19 protein-coding genes are annotated in these 22,206 nt (G+C 38.6%); 2 read left to right on the top strand and 17 right to left on the bottom strand.

The genetic code is table 11. The features are described 5' to 3' along the window. Positions 1-2: 2 nt before the first annotated feature. The 3 genes from F0475_RS00220 to mraZ are packed head-to-tail and all read right to left on the bottom strand — an operon-like array spanning position 3 to position 2,167. On the bottom strand, positions 3-725 hold the full coding sequence (locus F0475_RS00220) for an FtsL-like putative cell division protein (protein ID WP_155714882.1): 723 nt from the start codon (positions 723-725) through the stop codon (positions 3-5). Then, on the bottom strand, positions 718-1,662 hold the full coding sequence (rsmH, locus tag F0475_RS00215) for a 16S rRNA (cytosine(1402)-N(4))-methyltransferase RsmH (protein ID WP_155714881.1): 945 nt from the start codon (positions 1,660-1,662) through the stop codon (positions 718-720). Before rsmH ends, F0475_RS00220 begins: the two co-directional genes overlap by 8 nt. A 22-nt stretch (positions 1,663-1,684) precedes the next feature. Beyond that, the gene (gene mraZ / locus F0475_RS00210) at positions 1,685-2,167 is read right to left on the bottom strand and encodes a division/cell wall cluster transcriptional repressor MraZ (RefSeq protein WP_155714880.1); all 483 of its coding nucleotides are present in this window, start codon (positions 2,165-2,167) and stop codon (positions 1,685-1,687) included. 255 nt (positions 2,168-2,422) lie between these two features. Here mraZ and F0475_RS00205 point away from each other — a divergent pair, with 255 nt between their 5' ends. Both F0475_RS00205 and F0475_RS00200 read left to right on the top strand, forming a co-directional pair. Beyond that, the gene (locus F0475_RS00205) at positions 2,423-3,250 is read left to right on the top strand and encodes a glycerol acyltransferase (RefSeq protein WP_155715073.1); all 828 of its coding nucleotides are present in this window, start codon (positions 2,423-2,425) and stop codon (positions 3,248-3,250) included. A gap of 81 nt (positions 3,251-3,331) precedes the next feature. Further along, positions 3,332-4,321 carry a GNAT family N-acetyltransferase gene (locus F0475_RS00200; protein WP_155715072.1) on the top strand — a complete coding sequence of 330 codons (990 nt, stop codon included), beginning with the start codon at positions 3,332-3,334 and terminating at the stop codon, positions 4,319-4,321. Positions 4,322-4,792: 471 nt separating this feature from the next. Here the strand turns inward: F0475_RS00200 and F0475_RS00195 are convergent, their stop codons facing one another. The 14 genes from F0475_RS00195 to F0475_RS00130 all read right to left on the bottom strand — a co-directional run bounded on the left by F0475_RS00195 (position 4,793) and on the right by F0475_RS00130 (position 22,081). Continuing rightward, positions 4,793-6,982 (bottom strand): glutamine synthetase III family protein, encoded by a 2,190-nt coding sequence (locus F0475_RS00195; protein ID WP_155714879.1) that lies wholly within the window; start codon positions 6,980-6,982, stop codon positions 4,793-4,795. A gap of 580 nt (positions 6,983-7,562) precedes the next feature. Further along, positions 7,563-8,540 (bottom strand): helix-turn-helix domain-containing protein, encoded by a 978-nt coding sequence (locus F0475_RS00190; RefSeq protein WP_234422921.1) that lies wholly within the window; start codon positions 8,538-8,540, stop codon positions 7,563-7,565. A 193-nt stretch (positions 8,541-8,733) separates the two neighbouring features. Continuing rightward, positions 8,734-10,887, bottom strand: coding sequence for a helix-turn-helix domain-containing protein (locus tag F0475_RS00185; protein WP_155714877.1), 2,154 nt, complete (start codon positions 10,885-10,887; stop codon positions 8,734-8,736). A 430-nt stretch (positions 10,888-11,317) separates the two neighbouring features. Next, entirely contained in the window at positions 11,318-12,094 is a 777-nt protein-coding gene (locus tag F0475_RS00180) for a TIGR02757 family protein (protein WP_155714876.1), read from the bottom strand. A 41-nt stretch (positions 12,095-12,135) separates the two neighbouring features. Further along, on the bottom strand, positions 12,136-12,594 hold the full coding sequence (bcp, locus tag F0475_RS00175) for a thioredoxin-dependent thiol peroxidase (RefSeq protein WP_155714875.1): 459 nt from the start codon (positions 12,592-12,594) through the stop codon (positions 12,136-12,138). Positions 12,595-12,801: 207 nt separating this feature from the next. Next, the gene (locus F0475_RS00170) at positions 12,802-14,034 is read right to left on the bottom strand and encodes an LL-diaminopimelate aminotransferase (protein WP_155714874.1); all 1,233 of its coding nucleotides are present in this window, start codon (positions 14,032-14,034) and stop codon (positions 12,802-12,804) included. Positions 14,035-14,048: 14 nt separating this feature from the next. Next, positions 14,049-14,936: a diaminopimelate epimerase gene (gene dapF / locus F0475_RS00165; protein ID WP_155714873.1), complete on the bottom strand. Its 888-nt coding sequence runs from the start codon at positions 14,934-14,936 to the stop codon at positions 14,049-14,051. A 341-nt stretch (positions 14,937-15,277) separates the two neighbouring features. After that, positions 15,278-17,305 carry a M13 family metallopeptidase gene (locus tag F0475_RS00160; RefSeq protein WP_155714872.1) on the bottom strand — a complete coding sequence of 676 codons (2,028 nt, stop codon included), beginning with the start codon at positions 17,303-17,305 and terminating at the stop codon, positions 15,278-15,280. A gap of 185 nt (positions 17,306-17,490) precedes the next feature. Beyond that, entirely contained in the window at positions 17,491-18,396 is a 906-nt protein-coding gene (locus tag F0475_RS00155; RefSeq protein WP_155714871.1) for a hypothetical protein, read from the bottom strand. A gap of 2 nt (positions 18,397-18,398) precedes the next feature. Continuing rightward, positions 18,399-19,439, bottom strand: a complete 1,041-nt coding sequence (locus F0475_RS00150) for an NAD-dependent epimerase/dehydratase family protein (protein WP_155714870.1) — start codon at positions 19,437-19,439, stop codon at positions 18,399-18,401. A gap of 14 nt (positions 19,440-19,453) precedes the next feature. Further along, the gene (locus tag F0475_RS00145; RefSeq protein ID WP_155714869.1) at positions 19,454-20,188 is read right to left on the bottom strand and encodes an IspD/TarI family cytidylyltransferase; all 735 of its coding nucleotides are present in this window, start codon (positions 20,186-20,188) and stop codon (positions 19,454-19,456) included. A 36-nt stretch (positions 20,189-20,224) separates the two neighbouring features. Further along, the gene (locus tag F0475_RS00140; protein WP_155714868.1) at positions 20,225-21,055 is read right to left on the bottom strand and encodes a LicD family protein; all 831 of its coding nucleotides are present in this window, start codon (positions 21,053-21,055) and stop codon (positions 20,225-20,227) included. 651 nt (positions 21,056-21,706) lie between these two features. Further along, on the bottom strand, positions 21,707-21,880 hold the full coding sequence (locus F0475_RS00135) for a hypothetical protein (RefSeq protein ID WP_155714867.1): 174 nt from the start codon (positions 21,878-21,880) through the stop codon (positions 21,707-21,709). Between the two features lie 3 nt (positions 21,881-21,883). Then, positions 21,884-22,081: a hypothetical protein gene (locus tag F0475_RS00130; RefSeq protein WP_155714866.1), complete on the bottom strand. Its 198-nt coding sequence runs from the start codon at positions 22,079-22,081 to the stop codon at positions 21,884-21,886. Positions 22,082-22,206: the final 125 nt, after the last annotated feature.

Here is a 22,206-nt window from a genome sequence, read left to right as displayed (position 1 = left end):
ATTTACTTCTCTGGGACATTTATTATATAAGGTGGGCGATCTGACATTTTCAGAACGCTGTCTTTTCTATTCTTTAGCAACTCTAGAATATGACTTTCTCGAGACTTTTCTGTGAGTTGACTACTACTTGATAATGCTCTATATTTTGCATCTTCTAGCTCTGTGTTAAGCTTATCAATCTCTATCAGATACTTCTGAACGCTGTATCTATTAGATATGTATATAATGGTGAAGCCAACAATGACGAGGATTAACCAAATGTTATTGCGTAACAGACGGGCTGAGAGAATATCGCCACCAAGTATCTTTCTCAAGGTAAAGTTGGATGATTGAGGCTGTTCATCCTCGCGCGCTTGTTCTGCGATTGCTGCTTTGAGGATCTTAACCTCAGCTTCTTCCTCTTTTTTTCGTTCCTCTTCTTGATATCTTTTCTCTTCTTCCTTTATCTGTCGTTTTGCTTCTTTCTTTCGCTCTTCTTCATCTTGAGCAGGGATGTCCTTAACTCTCTTCTCTATTAATATATCACCTTTAAGGTGGGGAATGTTTGTCCCTTTATTACTATCTGTAATCTCTAAAGCTATTGAAGATGACTCTTCTCTCTCATAGATATCACCTTTGGCAAGTGGATTAATGACCGATTCAGATTTGTCATTATCCGTATTGTCTCTACCACGAAAGCTTTCAGCGGTTACATCTAGATTCTTTATGTCGTTTTTGTCAATCATTTGCTTTCTTTTCTGCTATTCTTAGTTTGGCACTTCTACTACGTGGATTCTGCTCTTGTTCTGTGTTACTTGCTGTGATAACCTTGTTGTTTATTAGTTTGAAAGGAGTCTCTCTCTTCCCATAGAAATCTTGCTTTACCTTTCCTTCAATATTCCCCGACTTCATGATATTCTTAACCATTCGGTCTTCTAAAGAATGATAGGTGATTACTGAAAGACGTCCCCCAGGTGAAAGCAAGTCAGTTGCAGCAAGTAGCATTTCACGTAAAGCATCCATCTCATGATTGACTTCAATACGTAGTGCTTGAAACATCTTCGCCATTTCTTTTTTCTCTCTTGCATGAGAGAAAAATGGTTCGACGATGGCTAGTAATTCATTTGTGCTTTTGAATTCCAGCTGTGCTCTTGCTTTGACGATAGCTGATGCGATACGACGGGACTGTTTTATTTCACCATAGAGATATAATATGTTCGCCAGTTTCTCTTCATCTTCTTCGTTAAGAATATCGGCTGCTGTGCGTCCAGCACGCTTATTCATTCTCATATCGAGGGGTGCATCGAAACGGAAAGAAAAGCCACGAGTCTCATCATCAAAATGATGACTACTAACTCCCAAGTCGGCTAATAAACCATCTATATGGCCTATGTTGTAATAGCGCATCCAGTTCTTTAAATACCTAAAGTTCGAACGAACGAAAGTGAAACGATCTGTTTGATCGTTGCTTAACCCCATCTTGCTAATATTCAACTCGGCATCTGCATCTTGATCGAAACTATAGAGACTGCATCCCTCTTTAAGGCGAGAGAGTATTTCTCGACTATGACCTCCACCTCCAAAAGTGACATCCACATATACCCCATTAGGATGAATGTTCAGCCCCTCAATACTTTCGTTGAGGAGTACAGGTACATGATATGTTTCTGCAGTTTTAATCATCTTTTCCGTTTGTTGTGGGAGTCTATTTATCTGTATTTAATAAACTACTAGAGTCGAAGTCTTCTGTTTCCATGGTTTCTTCCATGGCTTTGCTAAATTCTTCTGCCGACATAAAAGGTTGTTCGGAATCGCTTGTTGACCAGATCTCTATACAATCATCCATCCCTGTAAAACGTATTTGTTGGTTGATGTTAGCCATTTTTAGATATCGCTTAGGGATGAGGAATCGTCCACTATTGTCCAGCGTGATAATTTCGACATCAGTAACAAACTGACGATAAATCATCTGATCTCGTTTGTTCCAACGGCTTAATCGCTTGCGCAAAGTATCCATACGTTGATTCCAAACTGATTGGGGGTATAGTACAAGGCACGCTTCAAAGATGTCTTTGCGCAGTATCAACGAGTCTTCGCCAGATGCGTTTAGCACCTTGCGGAATGTAGCAGGCAGAAAAGCTCGACCTTTCGTATCTGTTTTTGCTTCAATATTTCCTAAGAACCTCATGCGTACTTCTTATAAAACTCGTATTTGGCTTCAAAGTTACATATTTTTCCCCACATATCCCCACCATACTCCACTATATTTTATAAAGGCTCTTTTTTTTGTGAAAATTAACGCTTTATTTGGGGTAAATACAGTGTTCTAAAACCAGTTAGACGCATACTTTTTTTGTCTAAATTGCATATTTTTCGACAAAAAAGATAGCTAATTCAAATGGTTTCGTTATTTTTGCATGTTATTACGAGGATTTCCGATAACATGAGTAGTTCGATAGAGAAGACAATAGACATCGATAAGATACTTGTTGATAAAATGGGTGCAAAGGCAAAGTTTGTACCGTCTTTTGTTGTAAAGTGGTTGAAGCATATTCTTCATGAAGATGAAGTCAATCAGTTTCTGTGGGATAATAGAGGATTGACAGGAACAGCATGGCTCAAAGCATGTGTATCATATCTTGACATGACCTTACAAATTGAAGGTCTAGAAAATCTACCAGATAAGAACGATGGAAAACTTTATACATTTGTTTCTAACCATCCTCTTGGTGGACAAGATGGTGTAGCTCTAGGTGCTATTATCGGGCAACATTATGATGAGAAGTTCCGTTATTTAGTGAATGATTTGCTTTTAAATCTTCCAGGTTTAAAGCCTGTTTGTATTGGGATTAATAAAACGGGTAAACAGAGTAGAGATTTCCCTCGTATGGTAGAAGCAGGTTTTCAAAGCGATAATCACATGTTGATGTTTCCTGCAGGATTGAATAGTAGGAAGATAAATGGACGTATTCATGATCTTGAATGGAAGAAGACATTTATTACAAAGAGTGTCGAATGTCATCGTGATGTAGTACCTATCTTTTTTGGAGGTAGAAATTCCGAACGCTTCTACCGCATAGCTCATTTTAGTGATAAATATGTCAAAAAGGTGAATATTGCAATGCTTTTCCTTGTCGATGAAATGTATAAAAATGTTGGGAAAACATTTCGTGTAGCTATTGGGAAACCTATTCCATGGCAAACATTTGATAAGTCAAAAACACCGATGGAATGGGCTAAGTTTGTAGAAGATAAGGTGTATGAATTATAGTTCTATTCAATGAGGCTAGTGATAGTTAAGGGATAAAACTGAATGAGAGAATTAAAGAGAAAGCAAAAGAATAGTACATATATGGAAGAAGAAATCATCCAACCCATCAGTAAGGAAGTGCTCAAAAGCGAGCTGACTGTAGATAGGTTACTTCGCATGACCAATAAGAGTCATAATGAAATCTACGTCATAACAGCTAAAAATGCACCTAATGTAATGAAGGAAATCGGTCGTCTTCGTGAGATTGCATTCCGTAATGCTGGTGGTGGTACGGGTAAGTCAATGGATATTGATGAGTTCGATACAATGGATAGTTGTTGTCGTCAGCTTATTGTCTGGAATCCCGATGCTGAGGAGATTATAGGAGGCTATCGTTATATCTTCGGAAGCGACTGGGAAATAGCTAATGATGGACAACCAGTATTGGCAACAAGTCATATGTTCCATTTCTCTGATAAATTTATGAAGGATTATGCACCATATACTGTTGAACTAGGACGTTCTTTTGTTTCCTTAGAATATCAAAATGTTCGTCGCAATGCAAAGAGTATCTTTGCTTTAGATAACCTTTGGGATGGTCTTGGAGCATTGACAGTCTTGAATCCAGATTGTAAGTATTTCTTTGGGAAGATGACAATGTATCCTTCTTATATACGCCGTGGTCGGGATATGATTCTATACTTTTTAAAGAAGTATTTTGATGATAAGGAAGACTTAATTATACCGATTAAACCATTAAAAATAGATACTCCAATTGATGAATTAGACGCTCTTTTTAATGGTAAAAACTTCAAGGCTGATTATAAGATACTGAATAGTGAGGTTCGTAAATTAGGTTACAATATTCCACCCCTTGTCAATGCATATATGAATCTATCGCCAACAATGAAGCTATTTGGCACAGCAATCAACTATGGTTTTGGTGAGGTTGAAGAGACGGGAATCTTAATTTCTGTTGATGAGATATTTGAAGAGAAGCGTATTCGCCACATCGAGAGTTTTGCGGATGAGCATCCTGAGTCGTTAGAGTTTACTAGTGGCGCTAATCATGTTATTTATAAGGAAAAATAGGGTGGGGTTATATTCTCTGTGAATAATTCCTTTTACTTATATGAAAAGGGTAGAGAATCCTTGAGAAGGAGATTCTCTATTTTTTTATATTATACTTTGAAATCATTTAATAAAGTTAATGAGTGAGAGTGTTGAACTTAGTTTCTACCCTTTTCGATGGTTCTCTCTTATCAAATTATTGGTGACTAATATTCTGCGAAAGCATCTTTTTAAATTAAAAATAGATTAATAAGTTATAGAAAATAAATTATTTAATTTATAATAATAGATTATTTTCTAGTGTGGTAAGTAATCTAATCTTGTTTACTTGGCGTTTTCTATTAATAAAGTTAATGCTCTTTATGCTTTAAGTAGATGAATGAAAAGAGTGCATCAAAGAGCCCCTTATGTGACTCATTCAATGCACTCATATTACTCAAAAGTGTTTTTTAGTATCTAAGAGATACTTGTTATCGATGGAATCGTGATATTTTATCGGATAAATAAAAGCTCTCGATACTTAGGTAGTGTCCATAACTCATCACTAACAACCAACTCAAGCTTATCAATTTGATACCTAATCTTTTCCATCTTAGGTGCTATCGTGTTATGGTAAGTTATGGCTCTCTCACGTTGATTCTCAATCTTATTAGCTACCTTGCGAGCATTTACAAGCTCTTCAATTCCACTTTCGATGAGTGTAGTACGTTCTGCTATCTCACGGATGATCTTGATATTTCGCTCACTAAGTTGCTTACCTTCTACGTCTCCAAAGACGTCCATCATATTCTGTACATTCTTAGCCAATTGACTCTGATAATGCGTTGCAACAGGGATAATATGGTTCATTGCGAGATCTCCCATGACGCGTGCTTCTATCTGAATCTTCTTAGTGTATGTCTCCCATTTAACCTCATTTCGAGCCTCTAATTCATTATGACTCAAAACATGTGTGGCTTCAAACATCTTGATGGAGTCGCTATCTAGGTATCGATCGAAGCATACAGGACAACTTGCCTCACAATCTAGTCCACGTTTAGCAGCTTCTACTTTCCATTCGTCAGAGTAGCCGTTTCCATCGAAGCGAATAGGCTTGCAGGCTTTTATATCTTCACGAATAACATCAATAATAGCAGAGTTCTTCTCCTCTCCCTGTGCTATCAATGCATTTACACGATTAGCAAAGTTGTCAAGAGCTTCTGCTACAGCAGCATTTAGAACAATCATTGCTGATGCACAATTAGCCTCTGAACCCACAGCACGAAATTCAAATCTATTACCAGTAAATGCGAATGGTGAGGTACGGTTTCTATCAGTATTATCAATGAAAAGCTCAGGTATCTCTGGTATGTCAAGTTGCATACCTGTTTTGCCAGTGAGTGCAAACAAATCGTCTTTATCTGCTTTCTCAATGTGATCAAGTAGGTCGCTAATCTGCTTACCAAGGAAGGATGAGATGATAGCAGGAGGTGCTTCATTAGCTCCAAGTCGGTGATCATTGGTGGCACTCATGACAGATGCCTTCAATAAACCATTGTGTTTATACACTGCCATTAGTGTTTCTACAATAAAGACAACAAAGCGGAGATTGTCAATAGAAGTTTTTCCTGTGGCATGCAAGAGTACGCCAGTGTCTGTACTTAAACTCCAGTTATTATGTTTACCAGAGCCGTTAATACCACCAAATGGCTTCTCATGTAATAGAACTCGGAAACTATGTTTGTGAGCAACCTTCTTCATTAATGACATCAGAAGCATATTGTGGTCTACTGCTAGGTTACATTCTTCGAAGATAGGAGCCAACTCAAATTGTCCTGGAGCGACCTCGTTATGGCGCGTTTTACATGGTATTCCCAACTCAAGAGCCTGTATCTCTAAATCTTTCATGAATGCCTGAACACGTTCGGGGATAGTTCCAAAGTAGTGATCATCCATCTGCTGGTTCTTTGCAGAATCATGCCCCATGAGTGTTCTACCTGTTAGCATTAAGTCAGGACGTGCGAAGTAAAGGTCTTCATCAACAAGGAAATATTCCTGTTCCCACCCTAGATTACTTGTAACTTGCTTTACTTCGGGGTAAAAGTATTGGCAAACTTTAGTTGCAGCAACGTTCACTGCACGTAAAGCCTTTAGTAGCGGGGCTTTATAGTCGAGTGCTTCTCCTGTATAAGATATGAATATTGTTGGGATACAGAGCGTGTCATCAATAATAAATACGGGACTTGTCGGATCCCAGGCAGAGTATCCTCGAGCTTCAAAGGTATTTCTTATACCTCCATTAGGGAATGAACTCGCATCTGGTTCTTGCTGAACAAGGAGCTTACCAGAAAACTCTTCAATCATTCCGCCTTTCCCATCATGTTCTATGAAGGCATCATGTTTCTCGGCTGTACCTTCTGTTAATGGTTGAAACCAGTGTGTGTAGTGAGTAACCCCATTCTCTTCTGCCCATTTTTTCATGCCCTGTGCCACTGCATCTGCAATAGATCTATCTAGTCGGCTACCATTATCCATGACATCAACGAGTTTCTTGTAGATGTCGGCAGGTAGATACTTGTACATTTTAGCACGATTAAACACGAATTTCCCATAGAACTCTGAGGGACGTTCTGTTGGTGCGTTGACTTCTACTGGTCGCTTCTTGAACGCTTCTTCAATAGCTTCAAATCTTAAATTTGCCATATCTTTTACCTTAAAGTGAAACTTCGTGTTGCAAAAATAAACATTTTCCTTATATCTTGCAAAGTATTTAAGAATATATAAGGTGCAAAGTTTTTGATGTAATAATTTAATAGGTTGTAACAGAGAAGAATATAATCTCTCTTACTTTGATTCTCTTAGTAGGGCTGTTGTTATGTGCTTGTTTAATATAGAAGAGTTCATCTTCAATAGTAAAAAAGTGCATATCTGCTCACGCAGACATGCACTTAGCCACTTAACTAAATAACTCAAAAAATTATTTGACTCAAAATATTCTTTAGGTAGTCTTCGTCACGAGGACAATGCCTAAGTACTTAAATTTGACTATTAACTTACTAATAACTATTTAAACGTAATTTGATTGCTACTCAATAATAGCTTTGAATTAACGATTGCAAAGATAAGATATTTCTCAAACAAGTCTGTCTATATAAATAGTTTTTGTTTGTTATAAGTGTAATTTATTATTGTCAATAGTTTAAAAATGCGATTCAAACAACGAATTTATCCCTTTTCATCGAGTTTTTATATTGTTCCTTGTCTTTGAATCTTATGTGTTTGTTTATGTTGTTGGTGGCTCAATGACCTTCCTTCTATAAATGGTTGGCGCAACCCCAAAGCGTTTTTTAAAGGCTTTACTCATGGCCGCAAGGTCACTATACCCACATTCATAGGCAATCTCGGATATATTCTTTCTTTCGTCTTCCAGTAGTTCTTTACAGTATTTCATTCTACACTCACTCTGCCAAGATAAGAATGTTTTACCTGCAAATTCATAAATATAATAAGACAATGAAGAAGTACTAATACCGATTGATTCGGCTGTTTTTTCCATTGTTAGGTCAGCTTCCGATAAAGGAAAGGGTCTCTGTTCTAACCAGGAGTCTATCTTTTCTTTGATACTATTATCTGCATCTGAAATATTGTGTTCTATTGCCATTAAGCTCTTATGAAAGCTGAGATAGAAGATTGTTGTGCAAATGACAAATCCAATGATGAGCACCCTTAAGATAATGTGATAGCTCATTGATGGTACAATCTGACCGATAGTCATGGCAAGAAGTAATAACGCCCATGCTCCATAAATAATACTTCTGAATTTTACACCTCGTTGCTCTCCTCTTTCTTCAACTATTTGCCTCTTATATCGAAACTGTTGGTGTATAATTTCGACAAGCATGATGAGTTTACAAAAAAATAATCCCATAGAAAGGGTTATTCTTGTATAAATCTGCAAGGGAAATGGCTGATTTAATACATCTATAAGTTGTGTGTAATTATGTATTTCTAACCCTTGTCCCATAACTTTAAATAAGATATGCGGAACGATTAAAGTCGCTGGAACAATATTATAAAATAGCCAAGCATAACGATTCTTATAGATTTGTCCATTGCTAAATGTTGTACAGGTAGCAAGGTAACTCTCCCAAAGTAGGTATAGAATTAACATCGATGGAACGCAAAGAATCTCAGTTTCATCGTTATGTTGATGTATGAAGTAGCTACACAGATAACCTACTAAGAAGAGGTAATTAATCATAATTACTCTGCGTTTAATGGTCAATGGACCGCTCCTAGCTTTGCGGTATTTACGTGCTACTAAAGCGAAGCATATCAGTGTGATTACTAGTGTAACCAGCGTTATTGTATAACTTATAATCATGGTGTTGTGTGTTGTTGTGGGCGGCAAAGATAAGGATTTAAACTGATACTACCTTATATTTTTATCTTTATTAAGTCATTGTTGTTTTCATTATCAATAGAATATCTGTATAAGTGATGTCGGCTGGACACAAGAGCTTAATGGCTTTTAAAGACGCTTCTTTACCAGCAAGCTGTAATTTTTGTAATATTGTCTTTGCTTTTTCCTCATCGATTACTTCGTTTAGTTTTATCTCTCCTTTTTGGATATAAGGGATGAGATGTCCTTGTATAGTAGCAGGTGTTAAGCTACGCTCCTTAGCAATTTCTTCTATGCTCTTGCCAGTCTTAAAGAGATTAAATGTGACTTCACCCGTACTAATTTTAGGTACTTTAGGAGTTGTTTCTTCGATTTTATTTTTTCTATTCCTACCTGTTTTCTCCTCTAAACTATTAAGTATTGCCTCTTGTTTAGCGGTTAAATAACCATTAATGGAGAACCCTTTTTCCATGATTCTCTCCAATAGCTCATGCTTAACAACATAAGTCTGAAGTAAATCGGCATAGTTGTTATCAAAGCGTTTGTAGGCTATCTTATTATTAGATTGTACACCTTTTGTCATATCAAGTAGATGACTAAAAATCTCAGTAAGTTGACTATGAAAATAAAGAGCTCCTTTTTTCATACGTTGTAAGAAGTCATCTTCGTGTAATTGATCTGTTGTCATATTACAGATAATACTTTTCCATTTTGAAGAAATACTCATTATCCGTTCGTCAAGATCAATTATTGCCATCTTATGAAGCGTTATAATCTTAGGATACTTATAAAAGTATTCTGTTAGAACACGATAGAGTGCATCTTCACAGGCTTTTAAGTCGGTGAAACTGAACAATTCTAAGAGTAGTTGTCGGTAATACTCAGCTTTCAAAGTAGGTAGTGCTGCTATGCTCTTTTCTGCTTCTTCCGTTTGATGAGAGATATAATTCATTACCAGATTATCATTAATAATGGCAGAACTACTTATTGGTGAGGCAAGGATAAGCCCTTCCAAAGTCTTACAACGGCTTAAAGCTACATACACCTGACCAGCGGCAAAGGACGACTGCGCATCAATGATAGCATGTTCGAACGTCAATCCCTGACTTTTGTGTATAGTGATAGCCCATGCTAAACGTAAGGGATATTGCTTGAAAGTACCTTGTACTTCTGCTTCTATTTGTTTTGTCTTTTCGTTTAAGCTGTATTTAGTATTCTCCCATGTCTCTTGCTGCACTTCTATCTCCTTGTCATCACCAGGACAAAGTACAAGTATTTTCTCATTGTCAATGTGTGTTACGTGTCCAATCCGACCATTGTAATAACGCCCGTTATTATCATTTCGAATGAACATTACCTGTGCTCCACGTTTTAGCGTAAGTTTGAAGTCGGCTGGATAGTTGTATTCAGGGAAATTACCATCGGCTTCTGCTATGAAAGTACAAGCCTTTGAAGGTAGGTTGTGTAGTTGTACTTCATTATAACTCTCTGCCATTTTATTGTGAGTCGTTAGTCGAATATAATCACTTCCCACCTCTGGTTCAAAATTAGGGTTGAATCTTTCGTTTAGTCTCTTTAGATCTGTCTCACTTACCTGTCCTTCTCTTATATTATTAAGTAAGGTGATAAATTCCTCATCTTGCTGTCTATATACATGTGTTAATTCGATGGTTACATAGCTAATACTGCGTAAAGCTTTTGAACCAAAGAAGTAAGATGTGTCGTAATAACGCTGAAGTATCACTTCGTCTTCTGGTGTTACGACAGGTGTTAGCTGTTGTAAGTCGCCAATCATTAGTAACTGTACACCGCCAAAAGGCTTTTCGTGTTCCCTAAATCGGCGTAGAACAGAATCAATAGCATCAAGAACATCAGAGCGCACCATGCTTATTTCATCAATGATAAGTAAGTCCAGCGTTCTTATTATCTTGCGTTTCTCTTTGCTATAATCGAATCGATTCTTGAAGTTTGCTTCTGGTACAAATGGAGATAATGGTAATTGAAAGAAGGAATGGATGGTCATTCCCCCCGCATTAATTGCTGCTACACCTGTTGGAGCAACAATGATACTACGTTTAGAACTCTTTTCTTTGAGTGTTCGGAGAAATGTTGTTTTACCAGTACCAGCCTTTCCCGTAAGAAATATACTGATACCAGTGTGCTCTACAAAGTCCCAGGCGTGCCTTAATTCAGAGTTCTTTTCCATTGTTTAATCCTCTATTTATAATGAGGAACAAAGGTAATTGAAATAATTTGAAGTAGCAAATAAACCTCAAGTTGATAAATATCAATCGTCTTGACGCATAATAATAAAACTATGCCAATAAGCCTTTAAGTATAATAAATGCTTGTATATCGGTTGAAAACTAACTACCTTTGCACTCGTAAAAGATAAAGGATAACATATTAAAGAACCAGAGACAAAGGGTCTCTATTAAACGTAAATGATTATGGTTTCATTAGTATTAGCAGCTGTAGTAATTGCAGCAACAGTAGCAAAGGCAGTAAGTGTTAATAACCACATGGCTGCCTAATTTAAAGACATGATTTAGAAATTTGAGAGTAGAAACAGGATTCCAAGTTCACTAAGAGTGAGTTTGGAATTTTTATTTTATAGGTGTTTTGTTGTATAAATATCATTGATTTACCCCATAGCCAAACAATGCGAAATCGGCTCTTAATGGATCTTCGGGGAAAAAGGTAAGGAGTTTCTCTGTTAAGCGACGTGCTGCGACCATTGTTGTAGACTTACTTGTGAGAAGCCCCAATAGCATAGCTTGCTGTATTACGTGTGTGTCAAGAGGGATTAACAATGTACGTTGGTCAATAAGTTCTGCCCATATTCCAAGATCAACAGGGGAGTTCTTTCGAACCATCCATCGTAAGAACATGCAAACACGTTTGCAACAAGAACTTGTGTCCTTTGGTACAATACCTTTGACTTCATGGTTTTTAAAGAATAAACATAGAGCCTCTATTGCTATGAAAGCATTAATTTTATTACCTAAATTGTTTCCTTTAGCATACGAGAAGAGATAGTTTTCCATGTCATCATATTCTTCATACATTAATTGCAATGCTTGTAACAGCTTGAACATCATGTGATTCGTATATAATCGATAGAAACAATTTTCATCATCAGGGATGTCTTGTTTAAACTTACCTGACTTTATCCATTGGTAGGGAGATCCTTTAGAACAGTCAAGTAAATACTGGATACGAGGCATGAATACTTGTCTAGAACCATAGCTAAGACAAGATGCTATGAAGGCAATGGTTTCTTGGTTGCGCTTTCCTATTACTTGATGCATGAACCATGATGGGTCGCCTTTTATAAAGTCTTGTGTTTCGTATTGAGCAGCGAGGGCGTGAAGTTTATTCTTCAAGCCCTCTGTTGTTTTTGTTTTTACCATGTATTTATTCTTATGGAAAAACTTATTATGTTTATTCTCCGTTACTTCTTTTTAGTAAGAATTTGTGCTGCATGATCTTTTGTCTTAATCTCTTTCGGACCAATGATCCGTTCTATAATACCTTCCTCGTTAATAATAAAGGTAGTACGGAATGTCCCCATGTAAGTTCGACCATACATCTTCTTTTCGCCATAAACCCCAAAGGTCTCTACAAGCTTTAGGTCTGTATCAGCAATGAGGGGGAATGGTAGCTCATTCTTCTCTATGAACTTCTTATGCGATTTCTCGTCTTGTATACTTGCTCCAACAACAGCATAGCCTTGAGCTTTTAGTTCCGTATAGTTGTCACGAAGGTTACATGCTTCGGTTGTACAGCCTGATGTCGAATCTTTTGGATAGAAGTAAAGAACGAGCTTCTGCCCTTTATAATCACTTAATTTAATCTCTTTACCATCTTGGTCAGTACCCAAAATCTCTGGTGCCTTATCTCCTACATTCATAATTTTATAGTTTTTAATGTTTTACTTTATTGGTTTACAAAGATACAGAAAGATGTGGAATTATTACAAGCAAAGGCTCTTAAACATTTAAAAAATATGGGACCTCATCTCACGATGAAGTCCCACTGGTAACTAAAAATATCCTATGAAAATAGGATTTAGTAGTTTTCTCTTCCGTATAACACCTATTTGCTATACTTTATCTCTTTATGCTTTCAACCATTTCTTAATACGTGTCATAGCCTCAAGACAATCTTCGCGATTACCGAAACTAGTAAGTCGGATGAATCCCTCACCAGCTTGTCCGAATCCAACTCCTGGTGTACAAACTACTTGAGCACCATAGAGTATTTCCTCAAAGAACTTCCATGAAGGAGCATTATTCGGCGTTTTCACCCATAAGTAAGGGGCATTCTCACCACCATAAACTGTCAAACCTAGTTCGACCAGACCCTCACGCATAATGCGTGCATTCTCCATGTAGTAAGCAATTGTTTGCTTGATCTGCTTCTTTCCTTCTGTTGTATAGATTGCTTCTGCGGCTCTCTGTGAGATATAACTCGTACCATTGAACTTCGTGCATTGACGTCTATCCCAGAATGGAGCAACTTCCACACGATGACCATCAGCTGTCTTGGCTGTCAATTCCTTTGGTATGACAGTGTAACCACAACGTACTCCTGTAAAACCTGCAGTCTTGCTATAACTATGAAATTCAATGGCAACTTTCTTCGCACCTTCTATCTCATAGATAGAGTGGGGTATATTGGGATCTTGGATATATGCTTCGTATGCTGCATCATAGAGTATGATAGCGTCGTTCTTGATAGCATAATCAACCCATTTTGCTAACTCTTCCTTTGATATGACCATACCCGTTGGATTGTTTGGGTAGCATAGATAAATCATATCTACACGATGGTCTGGTATTTGTGGAACGAATTGATTAGCTTCATCACAAGGCATATAAGTGACATTACTCCAGTGTCCATCCTCATATACCCCTGCACGTCCAATCATTACATTAGAGTCGATGTAAACAGGATAAATAGGATCGGTAACAGCCATGGAGTTATCCCAACGAATCAATTCACTAATGTTACCCGTATCACTCTTGGCACCATCATTGACAAAGACTTCGGTTGGTTCTATTTGAATCCCACGTGCCAGATAATCGTTCTTAGCGATAGCTTCACGTAACCATAGATATCCTTCTTCTGGTCCATAACCATGGAATGTCTCTTTTGTCGACATATCATCAACAGCCTTATGCATGGCTTCGATGACTGCTGGTGCTAGTGGTTGTGTCACATCACCAATGCCTAAGCTGATGACGTTTGCTTGAGGATGTGACTCTTTAAAAGCACTTACCTTTTTAGCAATGTCTGCAAAGAGATAATTCTTCTGAAGCTTTAGGAAATTCTCATTTATATGTGCCATTGTGTTGTATATATCTATAAATCAATTTCTCCTTCATATGCGAATGCTGCGGGACCACTCATATAGATGTGATTGTCTTTACGCCATTCTACGCTTAATGTTCCGCCATCCATCTCTATCTCAACAGGCTTCGACCTATCTGCAAGTCCATTTAGTATAGCTGCAGTAGCTGTTGCGCATGAGCCTGTTCCACATGCCATTGTTATTCCACTACCACGTTCCCATACTCTTGTACGCAAGTGATTATTAGCTGTCAAGCAAGCGAATTCGATATTGCAACGCTCGGGGAAAGCTGTATTATGCTCTAGACTATGACCAAACTCTGTGAGTTCTGCATCGCTGATAAGCACATTCGAATCCTTTACCTGTTCCTTATCTAGGAAGATAACGAAGTGTGGATTACCCATACTTACGAAGGTTGGATGAACACTTGCATCCTTGATCAAGGGGAGGTGGAATTCTGATAAGTTGGGTGCAACACCTGTGTATTGTGCAGGAACGTCAAGTTTGGGTTCGAGCATATCTACTGTTACAGAATCAACTTGTTGTTTGTTCGTATTTAAATGGAGCTGCAAAATCTTGATGCCAGAGGCTGTTTCTAGATTAATCTCTGTCTTTTTGCAGAGTCCTTTCTCAAACAGATACTTACCAATACAACGACTTGCATTCCCACACATCATCGCTTCTGAACCATCTGCATTGAATATGCGCATACGATAATCTGCACCTGCTTGTGTTGGTTTACCTATCAATACCAACCCATCACTACCGATACCTGTATGGTAGCGACTCCATTTTATGGCTGCTGCTGTAGGGTCAGGTATATTATTCTCTAGTGTGTTAACGTAGATATAGTCGTTACCTGCACCATGCATCTTAGTAAACTTTACTTTCTTTGCCATCCGTGTAAATGTTTTTACCTAAACGGTAGTTGCTACACCTTTTAATCGCCTGCAAATATACTACTTTTTATGGAATTAATAGATAAATATCCTCATTTATTGTTCGTAATAAGCAAATATTTGATAAGTGTCATTTGATTTTATCTATGTTAATTTATTACAGATATGCCTAAAACAAAGGCTTCGATTGTAAAGTCAAGTGACATCATTTGCGACCCATATAATGCTATCTTATAGGATTGATCAGCAATGCTGGAATACAAGAAGAGCCTCTTCTATACAGGAGAAGAGGCTCTTTAAAGTTTGAAGAAGGCGTTATCTCAAATCAAAGAAAGCATCTCTTACCAGATGTGAGCACGCTTCTCCTGTGGGACAAAGAGTTTGTCACCTTCTTTAATATCGAATGCCTTATACCAAGAATCTATCATTGGTAGGGCTGCGTTAACACGACTTACGTTAGGAGAATGTACGTCAGAATTAACAATGTAAGCAACAAATTGAGGTGCAACATTGCTTGCCCATACTCGACCCCATGCGAGGAAGAAACGTTGAGAAGGGGTGAAACCATCCTTGTCTGTAAGCGGATTTTGCTCCATACTATTCTCTAATGCACGATAAGCAACGTTCAAACCACCATTATCACCAATGTTTTCTCCAAGTGTTTTCTCGCCATTTACCTTTAGTCCTGGTATAACTTCTTGCTGGTTGAACCAGTCTACTAACACCTTTGTACGTGCATCGTAGTTCTTCTTGTCTTCGTCTGTCCACCAGTTCTTCATGTTTCCTTCTTTATCAAACTGGCAACCTTGATCGTCGAAGCCGTGGCTCATCTCGTGCCCAATTACTGCACCAATAGCACCATAGTTAGCGGCATCATCAACCTCAGGATCAAAGAATGGAGGCTGTAGAATAGCTGCTGGGAAGTTGATACTATTCGTTGATGGATCATAATAAGCATTGACCGTCTGTGGTGTCATGTGCCATAGTTTCTTATCAACTGGTTTACCCCAACGCTTAGAGATAATATATTTTGAAGCAGCCTCTTGTACGTTTTTTACATTGTCAAGAAGTGACTTTGCGTCGTCAATAACAAATACACTATCCATGTTTTGCCACTTATCTGGGTAGCCAATCTTTATGTCGAATGCCTGTAACTTCTCGAGTGCTTTTGCCTTTGTTGCAGCTGTCATCCATGTATTCTCTTCGATACGCTGTGCAAAAGCTGATTGCAAGTTCTTAACAAGTTGAATCATTCTTTCCTTGCTACTTTCAGGGAAATACTTCTGAACATAGAGCTTACCAACGGCCTCTCCCATAATACCTTGTACGAAAGATAAGGCACGCTTCCAACGTGGCTGTTGCTGCTGAACGCCGTAAGCAACTTTTGTGTATTCGAATTTACGGTTTGAGAAAGCATCAGAGAGCATACCCGCAGAACTTGAAATAACAGCTAATTCCATGTAAGCCTTCAACTGATCGAGTGGAGCTGTAGCCAAGATTTTCTCTACCTCATGTACTGGCTCCGGTTGACCAACATCCACCTTACCACCATTATTAGGATAGCCAGCAATCTTTAAGATGTAGTTCCAATCAATACCTGGGTAATCCTTTAAGAGTTGTTCCCATGTCATTGGATGGTAATTAGCCTGTGGGTCACGTGATTTCACTTGGTCATAACTAACCTTTGCAATACGATTCTCCAGTGCAAAAGCCTCTTCCATCTTCTTCTTTGCAACTGCTGGAGCATTGCCAACCATCTTCAGGTAGTCATTCTTCAAGCTCTTGTAAGCAGCCACAACAGCCTTTTGTTGTTCATTAGGTTGTGTGTAATACTCTGGATCCAAACCCAATCCTGACTGTGAAACACCGATGATGTATCGGCTAGAATTCATGGCGTCAGTAGTCATCCCAAAGCCTACGGGGAAAGTGTTATAGCCCTTTTCGTCAAGATCATACATCAGTTTGATGAGTTCCTTACGTGTCTTAGCAGCGCGAACTTTGGCTAATACGGGCTTAATAGGGTTGTATCCCTCACGATTGCGGCGTGTGCTGTCCATGTAGAGATTGTAGATAGAAGCAATCTTCTGTGCTACAGTACCCTTCTTTTGTGGTTTCTTGGCATAATCCTCAACCATTTCTCGAATGCGTTTGTTGTTTAACTCTTCTAGATCAACAAATGCGCCGTTCATTGGATGTTCCTTGTCTAGAGGGTGAGTCTTCATCCAGTTACCTGCAGCATACTCATAGAAGTTCTCTCCCGGTTTGACATTTAGATCCATGTTGTTGCGGTCTATACCCGATTTCAACCCCTGGGCAAATGCCGAGGTGGCGACGAGTGAAGCCGCTAGAAATAGCATTTTTGCTTTCATGTGCTTAATGTTTTATGTGTTGAATATTATCTTCTATCCTATTAAAAAGCTACGAATAGTTTACAAAGATAGCCAAAAATGAGTAATTGTTTTACTTATAAAGCTCTTTTTTGATGAATACTAAGTTTGTAAAATATACTTTTGAGTATTTTAACAGGGAATTTATACAAGTGTAGGTCATTGTCTTATATTTCCTCTTTCAGCTTTTGGAAGCGTTGTTGACAACGTTGTTTATAGTTGTACTTGAATACATGTTTCTCAATCTTCCTTATGTTATAAACGAGAGAGAAACAGATCTTATCCCAAGCCTTAGGGCTTTCATCAGCATAAATCGAACGTGGAATACGAACGAAATAAAGGTCGACAATCGTGTCAAAAGTAGAGAATTGCTTGTGATTAGATAGTTCGAAAAGCCATACTTCCGAGTAGAATCGATTGGTAGAGATGATGTTCTTGTCGAAATGTGGGAGTCTCTTGATATAATCGGACTTAGCCCACCAGAAGCTACCAGAGTACATGGTATATTTGCGAGGAGGCCATCGATAACAGCTGTAAGTGTCATATCCAGCTGTTAACACATTCACTGCCACCTTCCACTTGTCAAAGATAAAGTATTCTAAGAGCTCTCTCCACGCATCAATCTTGCGCTTGAACGAATGGAATTGACGATCTCTTGTGGTAATAGACTGGTAGGATATACCCTTAGAATGGAAGTAATAAATCAAGCAATCCTCGTTATCTGCGAGTTGTCTGATATATTCTAATGCAGGATATTCGTACTTCTTTGGGTCAGAACTATTTGATATAATCTCTACCTTATCACTATCGATAATTTGTTTCAGAAGTGCCACGTCCGATTGTTTAGAGGCTATACAACTGACATATAGTTTCTTTGTTGCAGTTAAAAGACCACTTCTCTTGAGGTTTTCTATCTGACTTTTAACTAATGAAGTCCAACCTGTATCTAACATAACATGGTAAACTCCATAGATAGGGAGTGGGGTAGATGGCGTGTGTTCCCACGCACTCAAATCTTTTCGATTATATGTGTGTAAGAGACTGTCTTTCACTCTTTTATATAAGTTACTCATATCTATTCTTCCTTCATGGAGGCTATTAAGCGACCAAACATATCCTTCATATTATAATAAGGTGTCCACCCCAAACTTTGTATTCGTTGCGTGTCTAAGCGTAATTTGGTGGTAGGTGAATAGCCTAAACCCTCTTGCTTCTCAATCACTACATGCACATGATTAGGATTGAATGTCTCGGCAACGAGTTCAGCCATTTGTCGAATGGAGATGTAAGTTGCTTCATTTGCCACATTATATGCTGTTCCGTCTTCACCTTTCAATAGGATATAAAGCATGGCACTGATCGCATCTGTCGTATAACAATAACACCTACTTAGTTCGCCAGTTGTATGTAAGATGATGTCTTCGTTATGGATAACGCTACGTGCAAACTGCGCAAAGACACGATTGTCCTGTTTGCTAACTCCTGCGCCAAAGGTTTGTGCCAATCGTGCAACCTTTACTTTTACTTGCTTCTCCACAGCATAGTTATGACATAACCCTTCTGCGGCTCGCTTTGCCAAAGGGTAACTACTACGGGTTGCCATCGGGTCTAGATAACCTTGTTTGTCCTCCGTGAGTGGGGTAGAGTCATCTGTTATCGTACCATAGACTTCCAATGTTGAGGCTAAAACAAGTGATTCCAACTTTGCTTGCTCAGCATAGTTGAGGATATTCTGCATACCCATATAAACCGTATTCATCGTTTCTACGGGTTTCTCAACGAAGTCTTTTGATGCGGTAGGGGCTGCAAAGTGGAAAAGATAATCCACCTTTCTCTTCGGTTGGAAAGGTTCCGTTGAACTGAAGTCATATTGATAATAGCTGAGCTTCTCACGCTCTTCTCCAAAGAGGCGAACAGCTTTCTCCATATTTCGTACTACTGCCACGATATGTAAGTTGACACCTCTTTGTGCCTTCAAAGCCAATAGACAGTGCACCATACAGGCTCCTAACAATCCTGTGGAACCAGTTATTGCAATCGTCTTACCCTCTAACTCTGTGGCTAAAGCAAACCGAGACGCAAAGAGCTGTATATCTTCTTTCAGTATGTTATTCATCTTCTTCGTCGTTCTTACAATCCGAATATCTGTTGATCTTCATGTACCTGAACCATAGCACGCAGTACGAAATAGTCTGTTGGAGTCGTAATCTTGATATTCTCCATGGGTCCGATAACAGTTGCCACCTTATGTCCATAATGGCTCATCATCGTACAGGAGTCTATAAAGTCATGTCTTCCTTCCTGCAAAGCACGTCGATGTGCTTCCATGATATCCGATAAACGGAAACTCTGCGGAGCACGAGCAATGAGTGATCTAGCACGTGAAGGAATCTCTAAATTGCCATCATCTTGTTTCACAATAAAGGTTTCGGTGGCAGGAATACAGGTGATACAGCTTCCTTCCTCTTCTACCTTATTAATATTATCGGTGATGGTTTCTTCCGTAATCAATGGTCGCACACCATCATGAATCAGTACGGTTGTCTGCTTTGCATCAGCCTTATGTTCTTGTGCATATTCTTCTGCAGCACACAAACCATTATAGATAGATTCTTGACCAGAGCTTCCTCCAGGTACAATCTTCACCACTTTGTTAATCTCAAACTTGCGTATCTGCTTTTCTAAGAAGGGTATCCAACTCTCGATACAGGCTACAACAATGGTGTCAATAGCCTCATGGTTATCGAATAACTCTAGCGTGTAAATGATAATCGGCTTACCATTGAGGTCAAGAAACTGCTTCGGTCTTGACTTTGTGTGCATACGGAGACCTGAGCCTCCAGCGAAGATTACGGCGATATTCATACGTTACTTTTAGAAGATTAATTATCCCTTTGCCTCCTACTTGAACTCAACATCAATCTTATGTCTGTCTCGCTTATCCCTTGGAGGCAAATCCATGTAATTGCCATAAGCAATCCGACAAAGCCCCTCAGGGTCAGCTGGCCCTTCAAAAGTATATCCTTCGAAGACGATATCTTTGTGAGGAATCATGTATTGACGTGGATTTTGCTCATAAAACCATGCTCCGTATGAGTGCATGTATAGGTCGGGATTGCCAAAGAGTCTACCGAGGATGCGGAAACCAGGAAACACAATGTGGTGTAAGAAATCGTAACCAAGCTGTGCTAACATAGGGTATCTGCCAGCAAATTCTAAGTTGAGATTCACTGACAGTTTAGCTGCAAGGCGTTGTAAAGAGGGTATCATATATCCTTCGTAAGGGAAGATATCAATATGTAAGCCCCTAAACTTTTGTGCTTCATGCACTCTTCTGTTCTCACTGTCACTTGCTTCATGACTGTGATTCTCACTCTTTAGGTCGCGCAGGCAAGCCCATTCTTTATAGAAACCAGGGTCAGTATCATTGTCTTGCAGCACATATTGAGGGTGAGGGTGGGCTTTGAGGTAATCGCAAAGACGCTTGAAATCATAATAGCTCACCACCATATCAATATCATCATCCCATGGAATAAAGCCACCATGACGCAGAGCACCGAGCACATTACCACCATCCAACCTACAAGGAACGCCTATCTTTCGTGCTGTCTCTTGTAGATAGATTGCCATATCCAATAGTCTTAGTTGTGCTTTACGTAGCACCGAACCATCTGGATTATATTCCTGTCTCAGACTCTCTTGAGTCTCCCCCGTGTTGAATGTTTCTATCATCTCTTCTCCTTATATCTTTTGCAAAGATAATAAAAGATTGTGATTTCCTTAAATACTTATTGTCTAAAGAGATTAAATATGATATTTAAAGTACTTTTGTTCTCTAACTTATACGTTAATCGTACTTATACTTACTGGGCATTTGTACTTTAACTTAAACGTCATTCCTTCTCTAATTTACAATTAATTTGTTCTTTAATTTACATATTCCGAAGGCATAATAATGCTTAGATGTCTAACCTGTAATTCTAAATCAATGAAAACTTGCTAAGCAAAAGGCTTAATTGTTAACAACGACGAAATGTACTTTCGTGGGGTACGGGTTATACTTCCGTGCCCTACGGGTGTATAACTCGTGCCTTACAAGTCCTATTAAACTTTTAAGCACCCTTCTCAATATTACTCAAGTTATCATGGTTCTATACCTAGGGTATCTCAGTATAGGACTGAGGGTATCTCTGTATAGGACTGAGGTCTTATTAGTCTTGTGGTTGACAATATATACTTTTGTGCCCCACAATATGTACTTTTGTCATTGACAATCTGTACTACTAATGTGCTGCACACTATAAAAAAAAGAGCAGACTCTTATCTTTTAAGAATCTGCTCTTTTGTCAATAGGTTTCTTGTTAATGTGTTTGTGAACTCAATCTAACCAATAAGTCCATACATATATGCGCATAATGCAACTATCATCAATGAACACAAGACGAGTATTCCAAGTCCTACCTGACGCAACACAACCATTACGTGTTGATGTCTCATCTCTTGGTAGAAATGGTCTCTAGCATCCATTACCTCAGAAGAGTGGAATAGTAACATCATTGTTTAATCCTCCCATGGATCGAAATGATGGAATGGCTTTGCTGCTACCTCGTCGTCATCACCAAGGTCACCACCTTGTCCAGGAGCAGTGGAAGATACTCGGGGACTTGTTTGTAAAACAGCTGTATGGTCGTCCATCAATCCTTCTGTTCTTAAGTTACAGCAGAGAATTTCAGGTGTTATATATGTCTTCTTTTTCATTGTATGGTCTTTTTAAAATGTAGAATATAGATTTTAAATCTCTTTGAATAAAGCTTTTTCCCTGTTTTAGAGTGTTGTCTCTGCGTACATTTCTGTTGATATGTAGTACAGAGAGCAACACTCCT

The sequence above is a fragment of the Prevotella vespertina genome, assembly GCF_009728485.1.
GTDB classification, from domain to species: Bacteria; Bacteroidota; Bacteroidia; order Bacteroidales; family Bacteroidaceae; genus Prevotella; species Prevotella vespertina.
Note: the sequence above shows the minus strand (reverse complement) of the source record. Positions and strands in the feature narration are given on the sequence as shown.